This window comes from Streptomyces sp. NPDC054840 (genome assembly GCF_053611065.1).
Genome location: NZ_JBSGZP010000031.1, coordinates 1 through 22,515, shown reverse-complemented (window position 1 = coordinate 22,515; position 22,515 = coordinate 1). Strand labels below are relative to the sequence as shown.

The window sequence follows — 22,515 nt, the reverse complement described above, 5'->3', positions numbered from 1 at the left end:
GCTCTTCGCGTTCCGTGGCCACGGAGCCGGCTGCCGGTCCGTTCCCGGACCGCGCGGCGACGAGGCGTGTGTGAGCCCGCCTGTGTGGTGACGACCACCACCTCCTCCGCCCTGTCCTGGGCTTCCGAGGCGCCGGCGCCCAGGTGCGGCTCCGACGCCGGCCCGCAAGCGGCCGCGGGCCTCCGGCCGGCCGCGGACTTCGCGCCGGTGGCCAAGGCCTGCCGGCCCGGAACAGCGCGGGCACCCCCGACACAATGGCCGGATGACGGACGAGGTGTTTCTGATACCCGCCCGGCCGACCGCCACGGCCGGGCTGCTCGCGGAGGCCGCCGCCCGCCGGGGGATGGCCGTCCGCGCCCTCGGCCCCGGCTTCGGAGAACTGGCCGGCCGGGCCGTGCACTGGTGCGGTGGTCCGCACGCCGCCGCCCGGGTGGCCGGGGCGCTCGGGCTGGGGCTGCTGGAGCCGTCCGACCACTGGCTCACGCGACTGCCCGAACGCTTCACGGGCCGCCGGATCCGGCTGACCACCCTGGGCCGGGCGGCGCGGGAACTGACCGGATCCGGGCGGTCGGCGTTCGTGAAGCCGCCGCGCGAGAAGTCGTTCCCGCCCGCCGTGTACGGGCCCGGCTCGCCGCTGCCGCGGTCCCTGCCCGGGGGCACCCCCGTGCTGGTCTCGGAGGTGGTGGCCTTCACCGCCGAGTACCGGCTGTTCCTGCTCGACGGGGAGGTCGCCGCCGGGAGCCGGTACGCCGTCCACGGACGCCTGGACCCCGCCCCGCTCGACGAGGACGCGCGCGGGGCGGACGTACGCGGCTTCGCGGCCGCGCTGCTCGCCGAGACGGGCGCGCACCTGCCCAGCGCCGTCACCGTCGACGTCGGCCTCATCGGCGCGACCGGCCGGTACGCCGTGGTCGAGGCCAACATGCCGTGGTTCTCGAACAGTTACGCCGCCCGGCCCGAGGCCGTCCTGGACGTGGTCCTGCGCGCCGCCGGCCCGCTCCACCGCGTCCGCGCCACCGACCTGCCGTTCGTGACCCCGTAGGGGCACGCCTCAGCCGCTGAAGCCGAGGGCCAGGGCCACGATCGCCGGGGCCGCGTAGATGACCGGGAAGGCGACGTGGGCGTATGACTTCGCCCGGAGCACCGTGATCACGGCCCCCGCGAAGTACAGGGCGACCCCGATCGCCGCCGCGATGCCGATCGCAGGGACGAAGACACCCACCACCAGGCCCGCCGCGCCGGCCGCCTTCGCGGTGGCGAGCCAGGTCCACCACGACCGCGGAACCCCGTACTCGACCAGCGGCTCCACGACCCACTTCGCCTCGAAGAACATCGAAGCCGCCGAAAACCCGACCATGAACGCGCCGACCAGGGCGAAAACAACAGCGGTGGTGGACATCCGAGCTCCCCTCGGGCGGGCGCCGGTGCGGACTCGCCCCGGTCGGTTTCCCGCCTGCTTCACTCCACTGACCTGCCCCGCCGCACCGATGTGACAGGCCGCGCGAAAAACTTTCGCCCGCGCTCAGGGGGTGGCTGCCGTGGACGTGGACGCGGAGGGAAATCGCGCGCCGGGGCGGTCTGCGGTGCCGCCCGGGCCGGCTGCACGGCAGGAAGCGGCTCAGCCGAAGCTCGGCATCTCACCCACCGTTGTCGACATGTCGATCACAGCGAAAGCGGCGCCCTGCGGGTCCGTGACCGCCGCGAACCGGCCGAACGGGCTGTCCATCGGGCCGAAGTGCAGCTTCCCGCCGTGCTTCTGGGTCTTCGCCACCGCCTCGTCGCAGTCCGGCACCCCGAAGTAGACCTGGATGTACGGCGGCACGTCCGGCGGGAAGTCGTCGTCCATCTTCATCCGGCCCAGCACCGGGTTCCCGCCGCCGCCGACGCTGAAGACCTTGAAGTCCATGTCGGCCATCTCGGGGTCCTCGCCCGGGTCCATCTGCTGGGCTCCGTACGGGAAGACCTTCGCCAGGAACCCGTCCGCCTTGGCGGGGTCCCGGGTGAAGACCTCGGCCCACGCGTACGAGCCCGGCTCACCCATCTTCTCGAAGCCCTTGTGCTCGCCCGGCTGCCAGACGCCGAAGACCGCGCCGCTCGGCTCCTTCGCGATCAGCATCGTGCCGAAGGCACCGACCTGCATCGGGCCCATCAGCACCTCGCCGCCGTTCGCCGTCACCTTCCCGGCGGTGGCCGCCGCGTCGGGCGAGGCGAAGTACAGACACCACTGCGACGGCGCGTCGGCCCCCGGCATCGGCGGGACGACGGCGGCGACGGCCTTGCCGTCGGAGTAGGCCTGCGTGTAGTTGCCGTACTCGCTGCTGGCCTCGCCGAAGGTCCAGCCCAGCACGTCCGCGTAGAAGGTCTTGGCCCCTTCCACGTCGGCGAACATCGCGTCCACCCAGCACGGAGCGCCTTCGGAGAACTCAGACATGATCGATCGACTCCTCGTCTCGTACCTGTCGTCGTCGTAGACGGTCGTACTCACGCTAGGCGCGCGGTGCGGCGACCGCGCGGGGAGCGCGCCCAGGCGGGACGCTGGAGCCATGGACAAGGACATCACCATCCGGCTGGCGCAGCGGCCGGAGGCCGACGCGCTGCTCGGCCGGAGCCCGCTCGCCGCACTGGTCGGAATGCTGCTGGACCAGCAGGTGCCGATGGAGTGGGCGTTCTCGGGGCCCTGGACGATCGCCCAGCGGCTGGGCTCCGACGATCTCGACGCGCACACCATCGCCGCGTACGACCCGGAGGCCTTCGCCGCCCTGCTCTCCGAGAAGCCCGCCGTCCACCGGTACCCGGGGTCGATGGCGACGCGGATCCAGCAGCTGTGCGCGTACCTCGTGGAGCACTACGACGGAACCGCGGAGGCGGTCTGGGCCGACGCGACGACGGGCCAGGAGCTGCTGAAGCGCCTCAAGGCACTGCCGGGCTTCGGGGAGCAGAAGGCACAGATCTTCCTCGCCCTGCTGGGCAAGCGGTTCGGCGTGCGTCCGACGGGCTGGCGGGAGGCCGCGGGCGGGTACGGCCCGGCGAACGTCTACCGCTCGGCGGCCGACATCACGGGCCCGGATTCCCTGGCCAAGGTGCGGGCGCACAAGCTGGAGATGAAGGCCGCCGCGAAGGCCGCCAAGGCCGCGGGCAGCTCCTGATCCGGTCACGGGGAGCGTTCGCGCTCCGCCCCTGGCCGGATCCCGGTCAGTTACCGGCCGGATGCTGGTCAGGCCCCCGGTCAGGTCGCGGTCAGCGCCTGGTCAGCTCGCTCTCGGGCAGTGGACCGGCGGCGGACCGGCGGCGGACCGGCCGGGAATTGACCGGCGGCGCAGGCCTTCGATTGACCCCTGATTCCGGTCGCTCAAGATCGTAGATTGGTGGACATGACAGAGATCCCGACCCGCGCCGCCACCGCCGAAGCCATCTACGACGGCCCCGGCAGCCTCATCACCCTGCTCACCGACACCGCCGAGCTCACCTGCAACACCGCCACCTTCGACGAGGGCGCGGCGGGCGCCCCCGTCCACTTCCACACCAAGGCCACCGAGTTCTTCCATGTCACGTCCGGCCGGCTCGACATCCTCGTCGACGATGAGATCCACACCCTGGGCGCCGGCGACTTCATCGCCGTCCCGCCGGGCGTCAAGCACGCCTTCGCCCCCGCGGCCGGCCACACCGCCGCCGTCTTCGTCGGCTTCACCCCGGGCATGGGCCGCTTCGACTACTACCGGCTCCTCGGCCGGGTCAACGCGGGCGAGGCCACCGTGCAGGACATCAAGGACAGCTCGGCGACCTACGACAACCACTACGCGGAGAGCCCCGTCTGGAGCGGCCGCCGCCGCAGCGCGGAGCCGTAGATCACGTCCGCGTCGAGGCGGCGCAGTTCCTCCGCGATCAGTTCGGCGCCGCTGCGGATCTTCAGGGCCACCTTGCGGTCGGGGCTTCCCGGCAGGCTCAAGGTGGCCAGCACACCCGCGGGGCGGTCCACCCGGATCTCCCCGCCCGTGGTCTGCAGGCTGACCCCGGTGATCACCGGGCCCTCGCTCGCCACCCTGGCCACCGGCACCCCCAGCCGGTCCTCCAGCCAGCGCGCCAGCAGCTCCGCGCTCGCGTTGTCCGGCTCGCTCTCCACCGCCGCGCCGGTCACCGGCAGCGGCTTCTGGTCCAGGGCCGCGGCCAGCAGCGAGCGCCACGGCGTGAGCCGGGTCCAGGCAAGGTCGGTGTCGCCGGGCTGGTAGCCGGCGGCCCGCTCGTCGAGCACGCCGACCGGGTCGAAGGCGGCGGCCGCGTCCGTGACCCGGCGCTGCGCGAGCGCGCCCAGCGGGTCCCGCGCCAGGTCGGCGGGCGCGTCGGCCGGCCACCAGGCCACCACGGGCGCGTCCGGCAGGAGCAGCGGCAGGACGACCGAGCCGGCGTGCTCGGTCAGCTCCCCGTGCAGGCGCAGCAGCACGATCTCGCCGGTGCCGGCGTCCGAGCCGACCCGCAGTTCGGCGTCGACGCGGTCCGCGCGGAGCTTGTGCGGGCCGCGCGAGGTCCGCCTGATCACCGCGATGATGCGGCAGGGGTGTTCCCGCGAGGCCTCGGAGGCCGCGCGTACGGCGTCGTAGGCGTTCTCCTCGTCGGTGGCGAGGACGAGGGTCAGCACCAGCCCCATGGTCGGGCTGCCTATCGCCCGACGGGCTTCGAGGAGGGCCCGGTTGACCTTGCTGGACGTGGTGTCGGTGAGTTCGGTCCGCATGTACCGAGTCTGTCACCGCGTCACCGGCGCCTGCGCGCCGTCCCGAAGATCGAGCGCGAGATCTCCCGGCCCAGCTGGGGTCCCGATCGACCGGGCCAGCGAGCGGAACAGCCCGCTGCCCACCACCTGCTCGACCGGCGAGGGAGCCGGCTTCGGGGCGCTGCGCGCCGCCCGCGCGGCCTCCTTCTCCGCCGCCTCGGCCTCCTTCTCGGCCTCGGGCGGCCGCGGCGCGGGGACGCCGCACGTGAACGCTGTTCGGCGATGAGCTGGAGCGTCTTGGTCTTGCCGGTTCCGGTGGCTCCGGCGACCAGCCCGTGGCGGTTGAGCATCGCCAGGGGATGCGGATCTGACGGTCGGGCAGGCAGGCGCCGTCCCAGAGGAGGGCCCCGAGGTCGAGCGGGGGTCCGGTGAAGGCGTACACGGCGGCGATCTGCCCGGCCGGTCCCGCCGGTTCCGGTCCGACCGGAACCGCCGGGCCCCCGGGCCCCCCGGGCCCGTCCGGTCCACCGGAACGGTGGGGTCGGAGCTCTCGCTCATGCTTCACTCCCGGAATAGCACTGTTCGCCACTTTTGCACCACCGTCACGAGGCTGCGCCCGCACGCACCGGCCCGGTAGGCTTTCCGTGTGATCTTCAAGCGCATCGGAAGCGGACGGCCGTACCCCGACCACGGCAGGGAAACCACCCGGCAGTGGGCGGACGTCGCGCCGCGCCCGGTCCGGCTCGACCAGCTCGTGACGACCAAGGGCCAGTTGGACCTCGAAACGCTGCTCGCCGAGGACTCCACCTTCTACGGCGACCTGTTCGCGCACGTCGTGAAGTGGCGGGGTGACCTCTACCTGGAGGACGGGCTGCACCGCGCCGTGCGCGCCGCCCTCCAGCAGCGCCAGGTACTGCACGCGCGCGTCCTCGAGATGGACTGACGACTTCGCCTGGATTGCGCCTTTCGGGTCACCATTGACCTATCAGCAGATCATTTAGTAGGCATCGACACCGGGCCGCACTACGCTGCGCCCATGAGCATGCTCACTCCCCCCGGCATGGGCGGAAAGTACCGCGTCACGGGAGCCGCCTACCCCCGTATGAGTCGTAAGCGGAGCCGTAACCGGATCGTCCTCGCCGTGCTCGGCTCGATCCTTGCGCTGTCCCTGGTCGGCTACGGGGCCCTGCAGCTCATCGACGTGTTCCGGGGCGACAGCCCTAAGCGGAACACGGCTGCGGGTGCCAAGGACTGCCCGACGACGCCTCCTGGTGCCGCCGCCAAGGGCGGCCCCGCCGCCGCCTCCACCGCCTCGGCCGCCGCCGAACCGGCCGTCGTGCTCCCCCCGCCCGGGGAGATCGCGGTCAACGTCTACAACGCGACCCCGCGCGCGGGCCTGGCCAAGGCCGTCGGTGACGAGCTGGCCAAACGCGGCTTCGTCATCGGCAAGGTGGGCAACGCCCCGGCCGACTTCGACAAGAAGGTCCCCGGCACGGGGATACTGCTGGGCTCCCCCACGACCGACAAAGCGGTCTTCGCCGTGCTCGGCACGCAGCTCGCCGGTGTCACCCAGCAGACCGACACCCGTGAGACCGCGGACGTCGACCTGATCCTGGGCGACGCCTTCAAGGAGCTGAGTACGAAGGAGGACGCGGACAAGGCGCTGGCCCTGCTGGCCAACCCCGTGCCCGCGCCCAAGAACTGCTGAGGCGCCGGCACGCCGTACGGCGTGCCGGACCGCCGCAGGCCCTACTCCGCCGAGCCGTACATCCGGTCGCCCGCGTCACCCAGGCCCGGCACGATGTAGCCGTGCTCGTTGAGCCGCTCGTCCACCGCGGCCGTCACCACCGTCACCGGCGTGCCCGCCAGCGCGCGCTCCATGATCTCGACGCCCTCGGGCGCGGCCAGCAGCACCACGGCCGTGACATCGTCCGCGCCGCGCTTGATCAGCTCCTGGATCGCCGCGACCAGCGTGCCGCCGGTGGCGAGCATCGGGTCGACGACGTAGACCTGGCGGCCCGAGAGGTCCTCCGGCATGCGCGTCGCGTACGTGGAGGCCTCCAGGGTCTCCTCGTTGCGGACCATGCCCAGGAAGCCCACCTCGGCGGTCGGCAGCAGCCGCACCATGCCGTCGAGCATGCCGAGACCGGCGCGCAGGATCGGGACGACCAGCGGGCGCGGGTGCGAGAGCTTCACGCCGGTGGTCGGGGCGACCGGGGTCTCGATGTCGGCCTGCTCCGTGCGCACGTCCCGGGTGGCCTCGTAGGCGAGCAGGGTCACCAGCTCGTCGGCGAGCCGCCGGAAGGTGGCGGAGTCGGTGCGCTTGTCGCGCAGAGTGGTGAGTTTGTGCGCCACCAAGGGGTGATCGACGACCTGCAAACGCACAACATCCTCCAAAACTCAGCCTGCGACCTGCAAAAACGGTCGCACGACGCGACCTGCACCCAAAAGGCTACGCGCTGACGCGACTCCTTCGCGTCCGAAGCGGCAGCCACGTCCGCCGCTTCCTTGCGGATGCGCCCCGCGCGGACGCCCAGCAGGCTGGACGGATGAGCCACACACCGGTGATCGCGGCCGTCGACGGTTCGGAACACAGCCTCCGAGCCCTGGAGTGGGCGCGGAAGGAGGCCGTCCGGCACGACACCGGGCTGCTCGTCGCCCATGTACTGCCCGACCACGCCCAGTTGTACGCCGGACGCCGGGCCTCGCTGCACGACGCCTCCGAGCCCCGGGAATTCGCCGACCCCGTACGCGACTGGGTCCGGTCCCTGCTCGGCGGCGACGACTCCGCGCTGCCCGAGGGGGTCACGTACGAGGCCCTGGAGGGATCCGTACCCGAAGCGCTCCGGGTGATCGGCTCGGAGGCCCGGATGCTGGTGATGGGCTCCCGGGGCCGCGGCGGCTTCGCCAGCCTGCTGCTCGGCTCGAACAGCCGGGCCGTGGCCGGCACGGCCGCCTGCCCGGTGGTCGTGGTCCCGCACGCGGAGCGCGGCGCCCACCCCGACGCCGACGCCGACGCCGAGCGGTCCGCCGGGCGGGTGGTGCTCGGGCTGCACGCCGCCGAGACGCCCGACGACGTACTGACGTTCGCGTTCACCGAGGCCGCCGTGCGGGGGACCACCGTCCAGGTGGTCTCCGCGTACGCCATCCCGCCCTCGCCGACCCTGGTGATCGACAGCCCCTTCGCGGTGATCCCGCCGGAGGGGCTGGCCGACGAGGGGGACGGCGTACCGGCCGAGCGGGAGATGCTGCGCGCCCAGACGGAGCGGCTGGCGCCGCTGCGGGAGCGGTTTCCGGACGTCCCGGTCGAGCAGGCCGCGGTGCCCGGGGACGCGGCGGGCCGGCTGGTCATCGCCTCCCGGGCGGCGGCGCTGGTCGTGGTGGGCCGCCACCACCCGCGGCGCACCGCCATGTCGATGTCGATCGGCTCGGTGGCCCATGCGGTGCTGCACCACGCGCACGGCCCGGTGGCCGTGGTCCCGACCCTCAAGGACGACGCCTGACCTGCGGCGGGCTGGCATCAAACGCGCCGTCCGGGGGAAGGTGGGGTGCAGGGGGGACGACCGACCAGCCAGGTGGTGGCCGATGCCCGACAGGCAGCCGAAGGACGATGTGCCGGAAACCGCGGCGCAGCGCCGAGCACGCCGAGCGCAGTTCCTGCGCGACCTGATGGAGGCGCGCGAGCTGCGCGATCGTGTCCAGCCCCGCCGCGCCCGGGCGGCCCGTATGCGCCAGCAGATGCGCATGCGCACCTTCCGCTGGTGATCCCGCCTCCGGCACGCCGCGACACGTCCGGGCCGCACCACCCGCCCCACACCCCTCCCCACGACCCCGCCGCCCCCGCGCCGCAACACCGTACGGCCCCCGCCGGTGCACGGCGCGGCACGACGCAAGCGCGGAAGACCTCTCGCAAAGCCGCTGTTTCTGCCACGATGCCGATTGGGCGGGGTTCGGACGGCGAGCAGCACGGCCGCTGTGCCCCAACCTCCGGCCGGGGGGACCTCCAACCGGCATGTCTAAGACCAGTGGGAGAGTCACGGTGTATTTCGCCGCACTGCTCGCGCGCACCGAAGACGGGTGGGAAGCGAGCGACATGGAACTCGACGACGTCGAGTCCCTCAGTGATCTGATCGATCTCGCCCGGTCCGCCGCTGTCGACGACGACACGGTGGTCGCCCTCATCGAGCAGGAGGACGCCTGGTTCGGCGTCGTCCGCGTGGACGGCGAGGAGGACCCGCGGTACTTCGTGTCGAACGCCTCCGCGGCCGCCCGCAGCTCCTACGGCTCGATGCTGACCAAAGAGCTGCTGGGCAGCGACGAGGAGGACGACGAACTCGACGACCTGGACCTGGACGGCACCGAGGACGGCGAGGAGGACCCCGTCGCCGCGTTCACGAACGAGGACGCCGAGGAGGACGAGGTGGGCGGGACCGGTGCGGAACCGGTACCGGCCGGTCCGCTCGGTGACCCCGGGCTGCTGGACGATCTCGGGGTGACCAACAAACAACTGATGAACCTGGACGGGGACGCCCTCTCGGAGATCGTCGACTCCCTCGGCGCCACCGAGGTACTGGAGGCCGTCCGCTAGTGCTCCCCGCGAACACCGACGATCCCGTACGGGACCCGTGGCGGGACCCCATGCGCCTGGCGCTCCAGGAAGCCGCCCGGGCGGTGCCGGCCGGCGATGTGCCGGTCGGCGCCGTCGTGCTGGGCCCGGACGGACGGATCCTCGCCACCGGGTACAACGAACGCGAGGCGACCGGCGACCCGACCGCGCACGCCGAGGTGGTGGCACTGCGCCGGGCGGCCGCCGAGCTAGGGGAATGGCGCCTTCCGGGATGCACCCTCGTGGTGACCCTGGAGCCGTGCGTCATGTGCGCGGGCGCGCTCGTCCAGTCGCGCGTCGCGCGGGTCGTCTACGGCGCGGACGACGAGAAGGCCGGCGCCGCCGGGTCGCTCTGGGACCTCGTACGGGACCGGAGGCTCAATCACCGGCCCGAGGTGATCCGCGGTGTCCTGGCCGACGAGTGCGCGCGGCAGCTGACGGACTTCTTCCGCGAGCTCTGAACCGGAGGACGAGCCCGAGCCGGAGGACGGAATCGGAGGACGGAGCCCGGAAAAGGCCTGCTTACGGCCGCCGCGACACCCCCGGACATACCGATTTCAGAGGACGGGGTTCCTTAGGCTAGGATCCATCTCGGTAGTGTGTCCGAGTGGCCGAAGGAGCTCGCCTCGAAAGCGAGTATGGGGCAACCCATCGGGGGTTCAAATCCCTCCACTACCGCTTCGATCGAGAGCCCCGCCCCGCAAGGGTCGGGGCTCTCGGCGTTTTCCGATGAGTCCGATCGGTCCGACGAGTCCGGTCGGTCCGATCGCCTCTCCGGAGGACATCCGCGTGACCGCCCGCCCCTTCGGCCGTTGTCACGGCATGACCAAGACCCAGCGCATGCTCGCCGCCATCGCCCTCGCGGGGGCCGCCGCGGGCCTCGCCGCACCCGCCGCCTCGGCCGCCCCGGTCTCCCCCCTCACGCTCCCGGACCTGCCGGTGGCCGCCCCGGGGATGCCGACCGGGGCCCAGCCCACGTCCGTCCAGGAGATCGGGTCGCAGCTCAGCGCCGGCGCGAACCAGCTCAACGCGCTGATGGAGCTGCCGAACCAGCTGGCCCCCGTCATCGCGCCCGTACAGCCCATCACCGACCTGGCCGGCGGCCTGGAGTAGCCACCGGCGCCCGAACCCGGCTGCGTACGCTTCACGCACGCCCCGAGCACGCCCCGGCCTGCCTCAGGACCCCGTGCGCCCCGCGGGCCGACGCAAGCCGCGCAGGCGACGTGAAGGAGGCCCCGACCGGAGTCGGGACCTTCGAGGGACGGGACAGGGGCGGGGGAATGGCATCGGGGGAAGTGAGGCCCTGCCCCTCACCCACCGGTTTCCTGCGAGAACCGGTGGGTTCCCACCCCTCCTGCGGCCACCGCAACCGCCCGCTTCACGGCAAAGGGCCCGGAGTACCGGGTCATTGGTCCTCGAAGGACCAGGCGAGTGTCCAATCTTGACCGGTTAGACTCACCCGACTTGCTCGGACCGGTTGGGGAGGCCGCCCGCACGTGGACACCAAGAAGCTCATCACGGGTGCCCTCACCGTGTTCGCCCTCTTCGTGATCATCACCCAGCCGAAGAGAGCGGCCGAGATCGTGGAAATAGGCTTCCAGGGGATATCGGATGCCGCCTCCGGCATCGGCGAGTTCATGACCGAACTGGTGCGCTGACCCGTACGCTGAAGCGGTTCCCGGACTTCCGGCCCCCCACTCCGACGGGTGGGGGGCTTTTTGCATACCCACGAGTGGGCATATTGCCCTAACATGACCAATTTGCCCTCAACACGGCGATATACGGTGCTTGCATACAATGCACATCTTTTGTGATGCTATGACCGCTTTTGATGGATGAGAGTTGACTGAAGGGGTGGCGTGACCGTGCCGGCCAGTACTGCGCCTCAAGTGCCGCCCCAACAGGACCCCCAGGTGCCGCCCCAGCCGGAGCCCCAGCGGGAACACCGCCCGGAGCCCCGCCAGGAGCCGCCCGAGGAGCCCCCGGTCGCGCCGAGACCCCCGAGCAGGGGTGCGGACACCCGGGCCCTCACGCAGGTCCTCTTCGGCCAGCTGAAGGTCCTGCAGCCGGGTACAGGCGAGCACAGCCGGGTGCGCGGGGCCCTCATCGAGGCCAACCTCCCGCTCGTCCGGTACGCGGCCGCCCGCTTCCGCAGCCGCAACGAGCCGATGGAGGACGTGGTCCAGGTCGGCACCATCGGCCTGATCAACGCCATCGACCGGTTCGACCCGGACCGGGGCGTGCAGTTCCCGACCTTCGCGATGCCGACCGTCGTGGGCGAGATCAAGCGGTACTTCCGCGACAACGTCCGCACCGTCCACGTGCCGCGCCGCCTCCACGAGCTGTGGGTCCAGGTCAACGCCGCCACCGAGGACCTGACGACCCTCCACGGCCGCACCCCGACCACCGCCGAGATCGCCAAGCGACTGCGCATCACCGAGGACGAGGTGCTGTCCTGCATCGAGGCCGGACGCAGCTACCACGCGACCTCCCTGGAGGCCGCCCAGGAGGGCGACGGCATGCCCGGGCTGCTGGACCGCCTCGGCTACGAGGACCCGGAGCTGGCCGGTGTGGAGCACCGCGACCTCGTCCGCCATCTCCTCGTACAACTGCCCGAACGCGAGCAACGGATCCTGCTCCTGCGGTACTACAACAATCTGACCCAGTCACAGATCAGTGTGGAGCTCGGCGTCTCCCAGATGCACGTCTCCCGACTCCTGGCCCGAAGCTTCGCCCGACTGAGATCCGCAAACAGGATCGAGGCGTAACCGGAACGAGTGGAGATCATTCATCTGTTTCCCGACAGATCGGGCTGATCGCCCCCCGACCTGCTCTGTCGCTGGAGATATATGTCGACATGACGCTACAGCGCGTTGCCGACATGTGACATTCTGCGTGAACCGCGTTTGCCGCAGCCCCGCCTCCGGTATTCAGGTGGAGGCTGCGTTCCTCCGACGGGCGCGCAGTACGCGACCGTCCGCGACCTCAAGGGGGTGGCATGTCCGTAGACCAGGGCAGCTCCAAGGTGCTCACGCTCGTCAAGAGCGTGCCTGCGCCCACAGCACCTGCAGCGTCCGACCGCTCGGAAGCCATCGACACCCGCACCCTGTCCCGCTCCCTCTTCCAGCGACTTGCCGCCCTGGATGCGGACAGCCCCGAACGGATGTACGTACGTGACACCCTGATCGAGCTGAACCTGCCTCTCGTGCGCTACGCAGCCGCCCGATTCCGCAGCCGTAACGAGCCGATGGAGGACATCGTCCAGGTCGGCACCATCGGCCTGATCAAGGCGATCGACCGCTTCGACTGCGAACGCGGTGTCGAGTTCCCGACGTTCGCGATGCCGACCGTCGTGGGCGAGATCAAACGATTCTTTCGGGACACCTCCTGGTCCGTCCGCGTCCCGCGCCGGCTCCAGGAGCTGCGCCTGGCGCTGACCAAGGCCAGCGACGAGCTCGCCCAGAAGCTGGACCGCTCGCCGACCGTGCCGGAGCTCGCCGCCGTGCTCGGGGTCTCGGAGGAGGACGTCGTCGACGGCCTCGCCGTGGGCAACGCCTACACCGCCTCCTCGCTCGACTCGCCCTCCCCCGAGGACGAGGGCGGCGAGGGCTCCCTCGCGGACCGCCTCGGCTACGAGGACACCGCGCTGGAGGGCGTCGAGTACCGCGAGTCCCTGAAGCCGCTGCTCGCCAAACTCCCTCCCCGGGAACGGCAGATCATCATGCTGCGCTTCTTCGCGAACATGACGCAGTCGCAGATCGGCGAGGAGGTCGGCATCTCCCAGATGCACGTCTCCCGGCTGCTGACCCGCACCCTCGCGCAACTGCGCGTAGGCCTCATCGGGGAGTGACCCGGCGCCTCGCGCTTCCCAATTGACGATCCGTCAGGAAAACTGGCGCGATGCGAAAGGGATCGCGAGCGGCCGCCGCCACCACCCTGCTCACCCTGTGCTGCACGGCCGCCGCCGGCCTCACCGGCTGCGGCGGCCGGGCGCGGGACGGCCATGTCGCCGTGGGCGCCGCGGCCCCGGGCCCTGAACGGGGTGCGGGGGAGAACGTGGCACCCCGGAGTCAGGTGGAGTTCCAGCAGCTCGGCGGCCCGGACATGGCGGGCGGATCCGCGCGGTCCGCCACGACCTCCGGTACGCCGACCGGTCCCGCGGGATCCGGGACCCCTGGCGGCTCCACCCCGGGCGGAGCCACGACCACCGGCCCCGGCGGCTCAGCGGGCGCCCCCGGCACCCCGGCGGGTCCGGGCCGGACCCCACCGTCCCCCGACACACCCGGCAGGCCGTCGGCACCCACCACCCCGACCTCGCCGGGCACACCGACGAGCCCGCCCGGCGGCCCCGGCACGACCCCGCCGACCCCGCCCACGTCCACACCGGCCCGGCTGACGCTGTCCGCGCCGGTCCGGTCGGCTGCGGCCGACCGCTGGTGCGAGCGGGTCACCGTGACCTTCACCAACACCGGAACCACCGCGGCCCGTTCGGGCACCGTCAGCTTCGCGACGCACATCATCGGAGCCCTCGGGGTCGACTGGGCGACGATCACCACGAACCAGCCCCTGCCGGCGCCGTTGGCGGGCGGGGCTGCGAAGACGCAGACCTACACGGTGTGCGTGGAGTCCTGGCGGGTGCCGCTGGGCATGCACGTGGACACTCAGAAGGTCACCGCGACCTGGAGCTGAGGCCCCGTGGGCCCCACCCCGGCAGTCGTCACTTCATGATCAACCAGGCGCCCGCGCCGAGCACGAGGACCAAGGCGAGGACGAGCCCCACCTTCAGCGCCGGGTTCGACGACCCGGACCGCTGCTGGTCCGCGCGGCGCTGCTGACGGGCTCCCGGACCCGTCGGGCGGGCCGGCGCGGCCTCCTCGACGAAGGCCTTGAACATCTGCGTGCTGCCCGCGGGGTCATAGTTGCCCTCAGGGACCTGTGAGTTGTGGTTGTCAGCCATGGAGCAGGACCCTAGCCGGTTTTCCGATTCCTTTACCGCCTCCACCCCCAGATTCATTTGCCTGTAGCAACCATGCGCTTCTATGGTTGCCTCAAGCAACAAGATGGGGGGACCCCGGTGACGACCGCGCAGACAGCTCCGACCCGGCCGAGCACGCCGTCCGCGCCGTACGCGCAGGCACCGCCGACCGCGCCGTACGCGGAGCTGGCCCGCCAGCTCACCGGAATCGGAGCGGTCAAGCGCGAGCTCGCCCGCAGCCTGCCCCCGGACTGCCCGCCCGGCGCGGCCGCCGTCCTGACCCTGCTCGACCGGCACGGGGAGATGCGGCTGAGCCGGCTGACCGAGTTCATGGGGGTCGACATCTCGGTGACCAGCCGGCACGTCACGCACATCGCCGACCGCGGCTGGATCGAGCGCGAGACCGACCCGGGCGACGGACGCTGCCGGATCCTGCGGCTCACCCCGGCCGGCCGCGCGCTCCTCGCCGAGCTCGGCACCCGTCACACGGCCTCGCTGGAAAGAGCCCTCCGCGACTGGTCCCCCCAAGACATCGACGTACTGAACACCCTGCTGGCCCGACTCCGATCGAGCTTCTAGGCAAAGGAAAGACATGGCCCAGTCGGAGACGACGACCGACCACCCGCCCACGTCCGCGGCCACTTCCAGGGCCCCGTCCACGGCCCCGTCCACGGCCACCGCCGTGACCATGACCCACCCCCAGATCATGAAGGCGCTGTCGGGGCTGATGCTCGGCATGTTCGTGGCGATCCTGTCGTCCACGATCGTCTCCAACGCCCTCCCCCAGATCATCAGCGACCTCGGCGGCACCCAGTCCTCGTACACCTGGGTGGTCACCGCCGCCCTGCTGTCGATGACGGCCGCCACCCCCCTGTGGGGCAAGCTGTCCGACCTCTTGAGCAAGAAGCTTCTCGTCCAGATATCCCTCGTGATCTACGTCCTCGGCTCCGTGGTCGCGGGCCTGTCCCAGAACACCGGCACGCTGATCGCCTGCCGCGTGGTCCAGGGCATCGGCGTCGGCGGCCTCTCCGCCCTGGCGCAGATCGTGATGGCCGCGATGATCTCCCCGCGCGAACGCGGCCGGTACAGCGGCTACCTCGGCGCGGTCTTCGCCGTCGCCACCGTCGGCGGCCCGCTGCTGGGCGGTGTCATCACCGACACCGAGTGGCTGGGCTGGCGCTGGTGCTTCTACGTCGGCGTGCCGTTCGCGATCATCGCGCTGATCGTGCTGCAGCGCACCCTGCACCTCCCGGTCGTGCGCCGCGACGTCAAGGTCGACTGGCTGGGCGCCTTCCTGATCAGCGGCGCCGTCTCACTGCTGCTGATCTGGGTCACGCAGGCCGGCGACTCCTACGAGTGGAAATCCTGGCAGACCTGGGCGATGACGGGCGGCGCGGTGCTGCTCGGCCTGCTGTTCGTCCTCGTCGAGTCCCGCGCGAGCGACCCGATCATCCCGCTGCGGCTGTTCCGCAACAAGACGATCAGCCTGGCCTCGGCGGCCTCCCTCTTCGTGGGCATCGCGATGTTCTCGGGGACCGTGTTTTTCAGCCAGTTCTTCCAGTTGGCCCGCGGTGAGTCCCCGACGATGTCCGGAATCCTCACGATTCCGATGATCGCCGGCCTCTTCGTCTCCTCCACGGTTTCCGGTCAGGTGATCACCAAGACCGGTAAGTGGAAGGCCTGGCTCGTCTCCGGCGGCGTCCTGCTGACGGCCGGTCTGGGTCTGCTGGGCGGCCTGCGCCACGACACCCCGTATTGGCACACCGCCATCTACATGGCGGTGACCGGCCTCGGTCTCGGCATGATGATGCAGAACCTGGTCCTCGCCACCCAGAACCAGGTGGCTCCCGAGGACCTGGGCGCGGCCAGCTCGGTCGTCACCTTCTTCCGCTCCCTCGGCGGCGCCATGGGCGTCTCCGCGCTGGGCGCCGTCTTGGCCCACCGGGTCACTCACTACGTCCAGGACGGCCTCGCCGCCCTCGGCCCTAAGGCTGCGGCACTCGGTCACGGCGGCGCCGCCGGGGGCGGGATCCCCGACCTCGACAAGCTGCCCGCGCCGATCCGCGAGGTCATCGAGTCCGCGTACGGGCACGGAGTCGGCGACGTCTTCCTCTACGCCGCCCCGTTCGCGCTGCTCGGACTGGTCCTGGTGGTGTTCATCAAGGAGGTGGCCCTGAAGTCGAAGCCGGCGGCCCACGCCCCGGCGGCGTCGAACGAGCCGACCCCCGACCAGACAGCCGTCAAGGCCTGAGCGGCGCCCGGCCGGCCGGTGCTTGGGCCTCGATGCCCGCGATCAGGATGTCGAGCGCGAGACAGAAGTCGCCCTCCGGCGCCCGCCGGACCGTCCCCCCGCAGCCGTGCAGGAACTGCGAGACGGCCAGGTGGGCGCCGGTGCGGGTGGCGTCCACCAGGCCCGTGGTGTCCAACAGCCGCTGCAGGGCGGCGTCGAAGGCCCGCGCGTGCGGGCCGATGTTCGGGTACGCGGCGGTGAGGGGAACCAGCCACGGGTGGTCCGCCTGCACCCGCCGGTAGCCCCGGGCCAGCGCCTTCAGCCGCCCCGGCCAGCCCGCGTTACCGCTCTGCGCCGTACTCTCGGCCGCCTCGGGCGGTAGTTCCAGTTCGCCCAGGGCGCTGTCGAGGGCGAGTTCGAGCAGGTCCTGCTTGGTGTCGACGTACCAGTACAGGGACATCGCGGTCACCCCGAGCCCGGCGGCGAGCCGCCGCATCGAGAACCGGGCCAGCCCGTCGGCGTCGAGCAGCCGCACGGTGGCGGCGGTGATCCGCTCCCGGTCCAGCCCGGAGGGTGCCTCGCTCCCGGAGGGGGCCTCGTTGGGGCGTCTGGCCGGTCTGGCGCGCCTGGCGGCCTGCCACACGCTGCTGCGGGTCTCGCCGGGATCGGCCGTGGTCACCATGCAGGCACCCTCCTCACGACAGGCGGATCAGCCCGGAATGCCCGGTCTGCCCTCTTAATGCTAGGGGGTGTCGTGCCGCTCGGGCCGGATCAGGGAGCGGTGCCCGGTGCGTGTGATCGGATCAGCTCGTCGGAGCCGTCAGGTCGTAGAAGGTGGCTCCGCCGACCGTGGACGCCTTGAAGGTGGCCTTGATCCAGGTCTCGATGTCCGAGCTCGTTCCCCCGCCCGGGCCCCCACGACCGCCGCCCTGGGCGCCGTCACCGCCACCGCCGATGCCGCCGATGCCGCCCATGCCGCCCTCGGCGGCGCCGGTGTCGTCGGCCGTATCGGTGCTGGTGCCTTGGCCGATGAACCAGTGGATCTTCCCCTCCCGCACGTACGCCTGGAACTGCTCCAGGGTCGGCGAGGGGTCACTTCCGTTGAATCCGCCGATCGGCATGACGGGCACACCGGAGGCCAGCTGGTAGCTCGCCGCGTTCTGGGAGCCGATGGCAGCCGCCGCCCACGTGTACGCGTCGGCGTCGGTGGTCAGGGCGGTCTTGGCCTCGGCGCTCACCCGGGCGCCGTTCAGCAGGCCGCCCGGACCGCCCTGGCCGCCGCCGAACCGCTCGACACCGCGCCCGCCCTGGCCGGCTTGTGCGCCCTGCCCCTGCCCCTGCCCCTGCCCCTGCGGCATCCCGCCCTGAGCGCCCCGGCCACCCTGGCCCTGCATCGGCGCGCCCTGCGGCGGGATTCCGCCCTGCGGTGCGGCGCCCGGCCGGCCACCGTTCTGCTGCCCGCCCGGGCCGCCCCGGAGCATCTCTCCGGGTCCGCCCGCACCACCCGGTCCGCCGGGACCTCCCAGTGCGCCGGGTCCGCCCCGGCCTCCCGCCACCGCCGGTCCCGCGGTCACGATGGAGCCGGTGTGCGCGGTGCTCACGGTGGTCAGGCAGTACGCGAACGGCCCGGCCAGCGCCGCCGCCACGCCCAGCGCCGCCATGGCCCACAGCGCCCGGCGCCCGGCCCACGCGGCGAACGGCAGCGCGGCCGCGGCGAGCACGCCGGCCACCAGGACCGCCCAGCGCAGCCACGGCAGATAGCCGGCGGCGCGGCCGAGCAGCACGAACGACCACACCGCCGTCAGGGCGAGCGTGCCGGACAGGGTGATCGCGGCGGACTTGCCGCCCCGCTCCTCCCACAGCACGGCGGCGCCCATGCCGATCAGCGCGGCCACGAACGGCGCCAGCGCCACGGTGTAGTACTCGTGGAAGATGCCCTGCATGTAGCTGAAGACGACCGCGGTGATCAGCATCGAGCCGCCCCAGGCCAGGAAGGCCGCCCGGGCCATGCCCTCCAGCGAGTCGGTGGCCCGGCGGGCCCGCCAGGTGATCACCAGACCGGCCACCAACAGCACCAGGGCCGCCGGCAGCAGCCAGGCGATCTGCCCGCCGATGTTGCCCGCGAAGAGCCGGTCGATGCCGGTCTCTCCCCAGGCAGCGCCTCCGCCCCCGGCGGCGCCGCCACGGCCGCCGCCACCCACGCTGCCGGTCTCGTTGCCGTTGATCCGGCCCAGTCCGTTGTAGCCGAGGGTCAGTTCCAGGAAGGAGTTGTTCTGCGAGCCGCCGATGTACGGGCGGGAGGACGCCGGCCACAGTTCGACGATCGCGACCCACCAGCCGCCGGCCACCACCATCGCGAGCCCCGCCAGCAGCAGCTGGCCGAGCCGCTTGCGCAGCCGGGTGGGAGCGCAGACGGCGTACAGCACGGCCAGCGGAGGGAGGATGACGAAGGCCTGCAGGGTCTTGGTGAGGAAGGCGAAGCCGACCGCCACCCCGGCCCAGACCAGCCACTGGGTACGGGCCCCGTCGAGGGCGCGCAGCACGCAGTACACGGTGACGGTCAGCAACAGGGTCAGCAGCGCATCGGGATTGTTGAAGCGGAACATCAGCGCGGCGACGGGCGTCAACGCGAAGGCGGCGCCGCTCAACAGACCGGCCCCGGGGCCGAACTGGCGGCGCACGGCCGCGTACAGGAGACCGGTGGTCGCGACGCCCATCAGGGCCTGCGGTACGAGGATCTGCCAGGCGCCGAGCCCGAAGAGCCGTACGGACAGCATCATCGGCCACAGGGCGGCCGGGGGCTTGTCGACGGTGATGGAGTTCCCGGCGTCGGACGAGCCGAAGAAGAAGGCCTTCCAGCTCTCGCTGCCCGCCTGCACGGCGGCGGAGTAGAAGGAGTTGGCATACCCGGAGGAGCCGAGGTCCCACAGGAGCAGGGCCGCGGTGGCGATCAGCAGCCCGGCCAGGCAGGGAAGCTCCCAGCGGGGACGGTCGACCGCGTGCCGGCCGGTACCGGCGCGGGCCTCGGGGACCGGGAAGATCGAGGGTGCTGCCGTGGTCATCGGATGTCGTCCTTCACGTTCACGGGAGTGTCGCGCCGCTCGGGGAAGACCCAGGCGCGGAAGAGCAGGAAGCGCAGCACGGTGGCGGCGAGGTTGGCGGTGATCAGCACGGCCAGTTCGGTGCTGTGCGTGGGATCGGCGGTGGCCGCCCCGAGCGCGGCGAGGGAGCCGCTGGTGAGGGCCAGCCCGATGCCGAACACCACGAGGCCCTGGGCCTGGTGGCGCACGGCCCGCTCCCGGCCGCGCACCCCGAAGGTGAGCCGGCGGTTGGCGGCGGTGTTGGCGACGGCGGAGAGCAGCAGCGCGGCGCCGTTGGCGAACTGCGGGCCGGTCCCAGCGCGGAAGGCGGAGTACAGGAGCAGGTAGAGCACGGTGGACAGCGCTCCGACGGCGCAGAAGCCGAGCAGCTGGCGGGCGAGCCCGCCCTCCACTCCGGGCAGTGCGCCGCGGTCGCGGGGATCGTCGCCGAAGGGGCGGGCGAGTCGGTCCAGCGGGAGCGCGCCGACCGCCAGCGCCCGGCCCACGCGCCAGACGCCCTTGAGGTCTTCGGTGGCGGTCCGGACGATGTGGACCGTGGAGTCGGGGTCGTCGACCCAGTCCACCGGGACCTCGTGGATCCGCAGCCCGGCGCGTTCGGCGAGCACGAGCAGTTCGGTGTCGAAGAACCAGCCCGTGTCCTCCACCAGCGGCAGCAGCCGCTCGGCGACCTCGCGCCGGATCGCCTTGAAGCCGCACTGGGCGTCGCTGAACCGGGCGGCGAGGGAGGACCGCAGGAGGAGGTTGTAGGCACGCGAGATGAACTCCCGCTTCGCACCCCGCACCACCCGTGAGGAGCGGGCCAGGCGGGTGCCGATGGCGAGGTCGGAGTGGCCGGAGATCAGCGGCGCGACCAGCGGAAGGAGGGCGTTGAGGTCGGTGGAGAGATCCACGTCCATGTACGCGAGGACGGGGGCGTCGGAACCGGACCACACCTGACGCAGCGCCCGGCCCCGACCCTTCTCCTCCAGCCGGATGCCGCGTACGCCGTCCAGTGCGGCGGCGAGCCCCCGCGCGACCTCGGGTGTGCGGTCGGTGCTCGCGTTGTCGGCGACCGTGATCCGGAAGGGGTACGGGAAGGTCCGGGTGAGGTGCTCGTGCAGTCTGCGGACGCACGGGCCGAGGTCCTTCTCCTCGTTGAAAACGGGGATCACCACGTCGAGAACGGGCTCGCCGGGCACGGGCGCGAGGGGCGCCCGTGCCGGAAGGGCCCCGGGAGAGGTGTCGGTTCGCATGTTCCGACCTTCACGGGGCGCCCTGTCACCGCTGTGTGCTGAGCCTGTGCCCTGCCTGTGAGTTCTGCCGGTCCGGCCGCGCGTGCGGCAGCAGGACCTCGAAGCAGGTCCGTCCTGGCTCGCTCCGTACGTCGACCCGCCCGCCGTGCGCCGTGACCACGGCCTGGACGATGGCCAGCCCGAGCCCGGTGGAGCCCGCCACGCGGGAGCGCGAGACGTCACCGCGGGCGAAACGCTCGAAGACGCGGGGGAGCAGATCGGGGGCGATCCCGGGCCCGTCGTCCTCGATACGCAGCCGGACGGCGGATGTTTCACGTGAAACGCGCGCGGTGACGGTCGTGCCCGGAGGGGTGTGCGTACGGGCGTTGGCCAGCAGGTTCACCAGCACCTGCTGAATCCGGGCCGGGTCCGCCCGGATCGGGGCCGGCTCCTCGGGCAGGCTCAGGCGCCAGTGGTGCTCGGGGCCCGCGGCCCGGGCGTCGCTGACGGCGTCGACGACGAGCGGGGCCAGGTCGGTCTCGGCGTCGGAGGTGGAGAGCGGGCGGCCCGCGTCGAGCCGGGCCAGCAGCAGGAGGTCCTCGACCAGGCCGGTCATCCGGGTGGCCTCGGACTCGATCCGGCCCAGGGCGTGCCGGGTGTCGGGGCCGGGCTCCTCGCGTCCCCGGCGGGTCAGTTCGGCGTAGCCGCGGATGGAGGCCAGCGGGGTGCGCAGCTCGTGGCTGGCGTCGGCGACGAACTGCCGGACCCGCATCTCACTCTGCTGGCGGGCGGTGAGGGCGGAGGAGACGTGGCCCAGCATCCGGTTGAGGGCCGCGCCGACCTGGCCCACTTCGGTGCGGGGGTCGGCCTCGGCGTCCGGGACCCGCTCGTGGAGGGCGGGCTCGCCCTTGTGCAGGGGGAGTTCGGAGACCCGGGTGGCGGTGGCGGCCACCCGGCGCAGCGGGCGCAGGGCGACCCCGACCAGGACCTGCCCGGCGAGGGAGGCCGCGAGCAACCCGGCCAGGGTGACGCACAGCTCCACCCCGACCAGGGTGCGCACGGTGGAGTCGACGTCGCCCAGCGGGAAGGCGAGGGCCAGGCTCCCGTCGGAAGCGATCCTCACGCGGTAGCCGCCGAGGCCCGGAAGCTCCGTGTCCACCGGCCCGGGCGAACCCTGGGCGGCCGTGCGGGCGGCCTGGGCAGCCTGGGCGAGGGCCTTGCCCTGGGCCTCGGTGAGGACCGGCGCCTGGTCGGCCGACCATCCGTCGACGCGGGCGTTGCGGGCGGTCCCGAGCACGGTCCCGGCGGAATCGAAGCGGATCCCGGCGGCGTCCAGCGGGCTGCCGGGCGCCATGACGAAACCGGCGCCGTTCTCCCGGGCCGGCTTCCCGCCGGGCGCGCGGACGGCCATGCTCACGGCGGTCTTCAGCTGCTCGTCGAGCTCGGTTACGAGGTACGAGCGCAGGGCGAAGGTGGTGACGGTCCCGATGGCCGCTCCCACCACGGCGATCAGGGCGACCGCCGAGACGACGAGCCGGGTACGCAGCGACCAGGGCCGGCGGCCCTGCGCCCGCCGTTTCGGGCGCAGGGCCCCTACTCGGCCGGCTCGGCCGGCGCGGCCGGCGTGATCCGGTATCCGGCGCCGCGCCGGGGGTGGTTCATCGGCGGCAGACCGAGGCCGCTCTCC

25 protein-coding genes, 1 tRNA gene and 1 pseudogene are annotated in these 22,515 nt (G+C 72.3%); 17 read left to right on the top strand and 10 right to left on the bottom strand.

Annotated elements, in window-relative coordinates; all coding sequences use genetic code 11:
- Positions 1-262 precede the first annotated feature (262 nt).
- Entirely contained in the window at positions 263-1,042 is a 780-nt protein-coding gene (locus ACWGIU_RS04710; protein WP_453702397.1) for an ATP-grasp domain-containing protein, read from the top strand.
- Between the two features lie 9 nt (positions 1,043-1,051).
- Here the strand turns inward: ACWGIU_RS04710 and ACWGIU_RS04705 are convergent, their stop codons facing one another.
- Both ACWGIU_RS04705 and ACWGIU_RS04700 read right to left on the bottom strand, forming a co-directional pair.
- Positions 1,052-1,399: a DoxX family protein gene (locus tag ACWGIU_RS04705; protein WP_453702396.1), complete on the bottom strand. Its 348-nt coding sequence runs from the start codon at positions 1,397-1,399 to the stop codon at positions 1,052-1,054.
- Positions 1,400-1,618: 219 nt separating this feature from the next.
- A complete protein-coding gene (locus ACWGIU_RS04700) occupies positions 1,619-2,431 on the bottom strand; it encodes a VOC family protein (RefSeq protein WP_453702394.1) in 813 nt (270 codons plus the stop codon).
- Positions 2,432-2,543: 112 nt separating this feature from the next.
- Here ACWGIU_RS04700 and ACWGIU_RS04695 point away from each other — a divergent pair, with 112 nt between their 5' ends.
- Together ACWGIU_RS04695 and ACWGIU_RS04690 are read left to right on the top strand one after the other, a co-directional pair.
- Entirely contained in the window at positions 2,544-3,146 is a 603-nt protein-coding gene (locus tag ACWGIU_RS04695; protein WP_453702392.1) for an HhH-GPD-type base excision DNA repair protein, read from the top strand.
- 225 nt (positions 3,147-3,371) lie between these two features.
- On the top strand, positions 3,372-3,845 hold the full coding sequence (locus ACWGIU_RS04690; protein ID WP_453702391.1) for a cupin domain-containing protein: 474 nt from the start codon (positions 3,372-3,374) through the stop codon (positions 3,843-3,845).
- Here the strand turns inward: ACWGIU_RS04690 and opcA are convergent.
- The gene (opcA, locus tag ACWGIU_RS04685; protein ID WP_453702389.1) at positions 3,794-4,726 is read right to left on the bottom strand and encodes a glucose-6-phosphate dehydrogenase assembly protein OpcA; all 933 of its coding nucleotides are present in this window, start codon (positions 4,724-4,726) and stop codon (positions 3,794-3,796) included. The genes ACWGIU_RS04690 and opcA overlap by 52 nt on opposite strands.
- A 230-nt stretch (positions 4,727-4,956) precedes the next feature.
- Positions 4,957-5,147 (bottom strand): annotated as a pseudogene (locus tag ACWGIU_RS04680) (helicase HerA-like domain-containing protein); the annotation flags it as partial.
- Between the two features lie 204 nt (positions 5,148-5,351).
- On the opposite strand from ACWGIU_RS04680, the gene ACWGIU_RS04675 reads away from it, so the two are divergent.
- Both ACWGIU_RS04675 and ACWGIU_RS04670 read left to right on the top strand, forming a co-directional pair.
- Positions 5,352-5,648, top strand: coding sequence for a type II toxin-antitoxin system VapB family antitoxin (locus ACWGIU_RS04675; RefSeq protein WP_030010424.1), 297 nt, complete (start codon positions 5,352-5,354; stop codon positions 5,646-5,648).
- A gap of 93 nt (positions 5,649-5,741) precedes the next feature.
- Entirely contained in the window at positions 5,742-6,413 is a 672-nt protein-coding gene (locus tag ACWGIU_RS04670) for a LytR C-terminal domain-containing protein (RefSeq protein ID WP_453702387.1), read from the top strand.
- A 41-nt stretch (positions 6,414-6,454) separates the two neighbouring features.
- On the opposite strand, the gene upp is transcribed toward ACWGIU_RS04670, so the two are convergent.
- Positions 6,455-7,090: a uracil phosphoribosyltransferase gene (gene upp, locus ACWGIU_RS04665; RefSeq protein ID WP_453702385.1), complete on the bottom strand. Its 636-nt coding sequence runs from the start codon at positions 7,088-7,090 to the stop codon at positions 6,455-6,457.
- Between the two features lie 164 nt (positions 7,091-7,254).
- Here upp and ACWGIU_RS04660 point away from each other — a divergent pair, with 164 nt between their 5' ends.
- The 10 genes from ACWGIU_RS04660 (at position 7,255) to ACWGIU_RS04615 (ending at position 14,000) form a co-directional block, all read left to right on the top strand.
- Entirely contained in the window at positions 7,255-8,208 is a 954-nt protein-coding gene (locus tag ACWGIU_RS04660; protein ID WP_453702383.1) for a universal stress protein, read from the top strand.
- Positions 8,209-8,290: 82 nt separating this feature from the next.
- Positions 8,291-8,470, top strand: a complete 180-nt coding sequence (locus ACWGIU_RS04655) for a hypothetical protein (RefSeq protein ID WP_030010606.1) — start codon at positions 8,291-8,293, stop codon at positions 8,468-8,470.
- Between the two features lie 274 nt (positions 8,471-8,744).
- The gene (locus ACWGIU_RS04650; RefSeq protein ID WP_453702405.1) at positions 8,745-9,293 is read left to right on the top strand and encodes a tRNA adenosine deaminase-associated protein; all 549 of its coding nucleotides are present in this window, start codon (positions 8,745-8,747) and stop codon (positions 9,291-9,293) included.
- 50 nt (positions 9,294-9,343) lie between these two features.
- Entirely contained in the window at positions 9,344-9,772 is a 429-nt protein-coding gene (gene tadA, locus ACWGIU_RS04645) for a tRNA adenosine(34) deaminase TadA (protein ID WP_453702403.1), read from the top strand.
- 132 nt (positions 9,773-9,904) lie between these two features.
- A tRNA-Ser gene (locus ACWGIU_RS04640) sits at positions 9,905-9,989 on the top strand.
- A gap of 111 nt (positions 9,990-10,100) precedes the next feature.
- Positions 10,101-10,424, top strand: a complete 324-nt coding sequence (locus tag ACWGIU_RS04635; RefSeq protein ID WP_453702381.1) for a hypothetical protein — start codon at positions 10,101-10,103, stop codon at positions 10,422-10,424.
- Between the two features lie 383 nt (positions 10,425-10,807).
- Positions 10,808-10,969, top strand: coding sequence for a hypothetical protein (locus ACWGIU_RS04630; RefSeq protein ID WP_167745563.1), 162 nt, complete (start codon positions 10,808-10,810; stop codon positions 10,967-10,969).
- A gap of 207 nt (positions 10,970-11,176) precedes the next feature.
- Complete coding sequence (locus ACWGIU_RS04625; protein ID WP_453702379.1) at positions 11,177-12,079, top strand: RNA polymerase sigma factor SigF; 903 nt, start codon at positions 11,177-11,179, stop codon at positions 12,077-12,079.
- A gap of 230 nt (positions 12,080-12,309) precedes the next feature.
- A complete protein-coding gene (locus tag ACWGIU_RS04620) occupies positions 12,310-13,161 on the top strand; it encodes an RNA polymerase sigma factor SigF (RefSeq protein ID WP_453702377.1) in 852 nt (283 codons plus the stop codon).
- A gap of 50 nt (positions 13,162-13,211) precedes the next feature.
- Entirely contained in the window at positions 13,212-14,000 is a 789-nt protein-coding gene (locus ACWGIU_RS04615) for a hypothetical protein (protein ID WP_453702375.1), read from the top strand.
- A 28-nt stretch (positions 14,001-14,028) separates the two neighbouring features.
- Here ACWGIU_RS04615 and ACWGIU_RS04610 read toward each other — a convergent pair whose 3' ends face one another.
- Positions 14,029-14,268 (bottom strand): hypothetical protein, encoded by a 240-nt coding sequence (locus tag ACWGIU_RS04610; protein WP_453702373.1) that lies wholly within the window; start codon positions 14,266-14,268, stop codon positions 14,029-14,031.
- Positions 14,269-14,325: 57 nt separating this feature from the next.
- Between ACWGIU_RS04610 and ACWGIU_RS04605 the strand changes: the two genes are divergently transcribed.
- Together ACWGIU_RS04605 and ACWGIU_RS04600 are read left to right on the top strand one after the other, a co-directional pair.
- Complete coding sequence (locus ACWGIU_RS04605) at positions 14,326-14,865, top strand: MarR family winged helix-turn-helix transcriptional regulator (RefSeq protein ID WP_453702371.1); 540 nt, start codon at positions 14,326-14,328, stop codon at positions 14,863-14,865.
- A 109-nt stretch (positions 14,866-14,974) separates the two neighbouring features.
- Positions 14,975-16,537 (top strand): MDR family MFS transporter, encoded by a 1,563-nt coding sequence (locus ACWGIU_RS04600; RefSeq protein WP_453702401.1) that lies wholly within the window; start codon positions 14,975-14,977, stop codon positions 16,535-16,537.
- Here the strand turns inward: ACWGIU_RS04600 and ACWGIU_RS04595 are convergent.
- The 4 genes from ACWGIU_RS04595 to ACWGIU_RS04580 all read right to left on the bottom strand — a co-directional run bounded on the left by ACWGIU_RS04595 (position 16,527) and on the right by ACWGIU_RS04580 (position 22,416).
- Complete coding sequence (locus tag ACWGIU_RS04595) at positions 16,527-17,198, bottom strand: TetR/AcrR family transcriptional regulator (protein WP_453702369.1); 672 nt, start codon at positions 17,196-17,198, stop codon at positions 16,527-16,529. The two genes, ACWGIU_RS04600 and ACWGIU_RS04595, sit on opposite strands and share 11 nt — an antisense overlap.
- A 121-nt stretch (positions 17,199-17,319) precedes the next feature.
- The gene (locus ACWGIU_RS04590) at positions 17,320-19,578 is read right to left on the bottom strand and encodes an ArnT family glycosyltransferase (protein ID WP_453702367.1); all 2,259 of its coding nucleotides are present in this window, start codon (positions 19,576-19,578) and stop codon (positions 17,320-17,322) included.
- Entirely contained in the window at positions 19,575-20,849 is a 1,275-nt protein-coding gene (locus ACWGIU_RS04585) for a glycosyltransferase (protein ID WP_453702365.1), read from the bottom strand. Before ACWGIU_RS04585 ends, ACWGIU_RS04590 begins: the two co-directional genes overlap by 4 nt.
- 25 nt (positions 20,850-20,874) lie before the next feature.
- Positions 20,875-22,416, bottom strand: coding sequence for a sensor histidine kinase (locus tag ACWGIU_RS04580; RefSeq protein WP_453702399.1), 1,542 nt, complete (start codon positions 22,414-22,416; stop codon positions 20,875-20,877).
- Between the last annotated feature and the right edge of the window lie 99 nt (positions 22,417-22,515).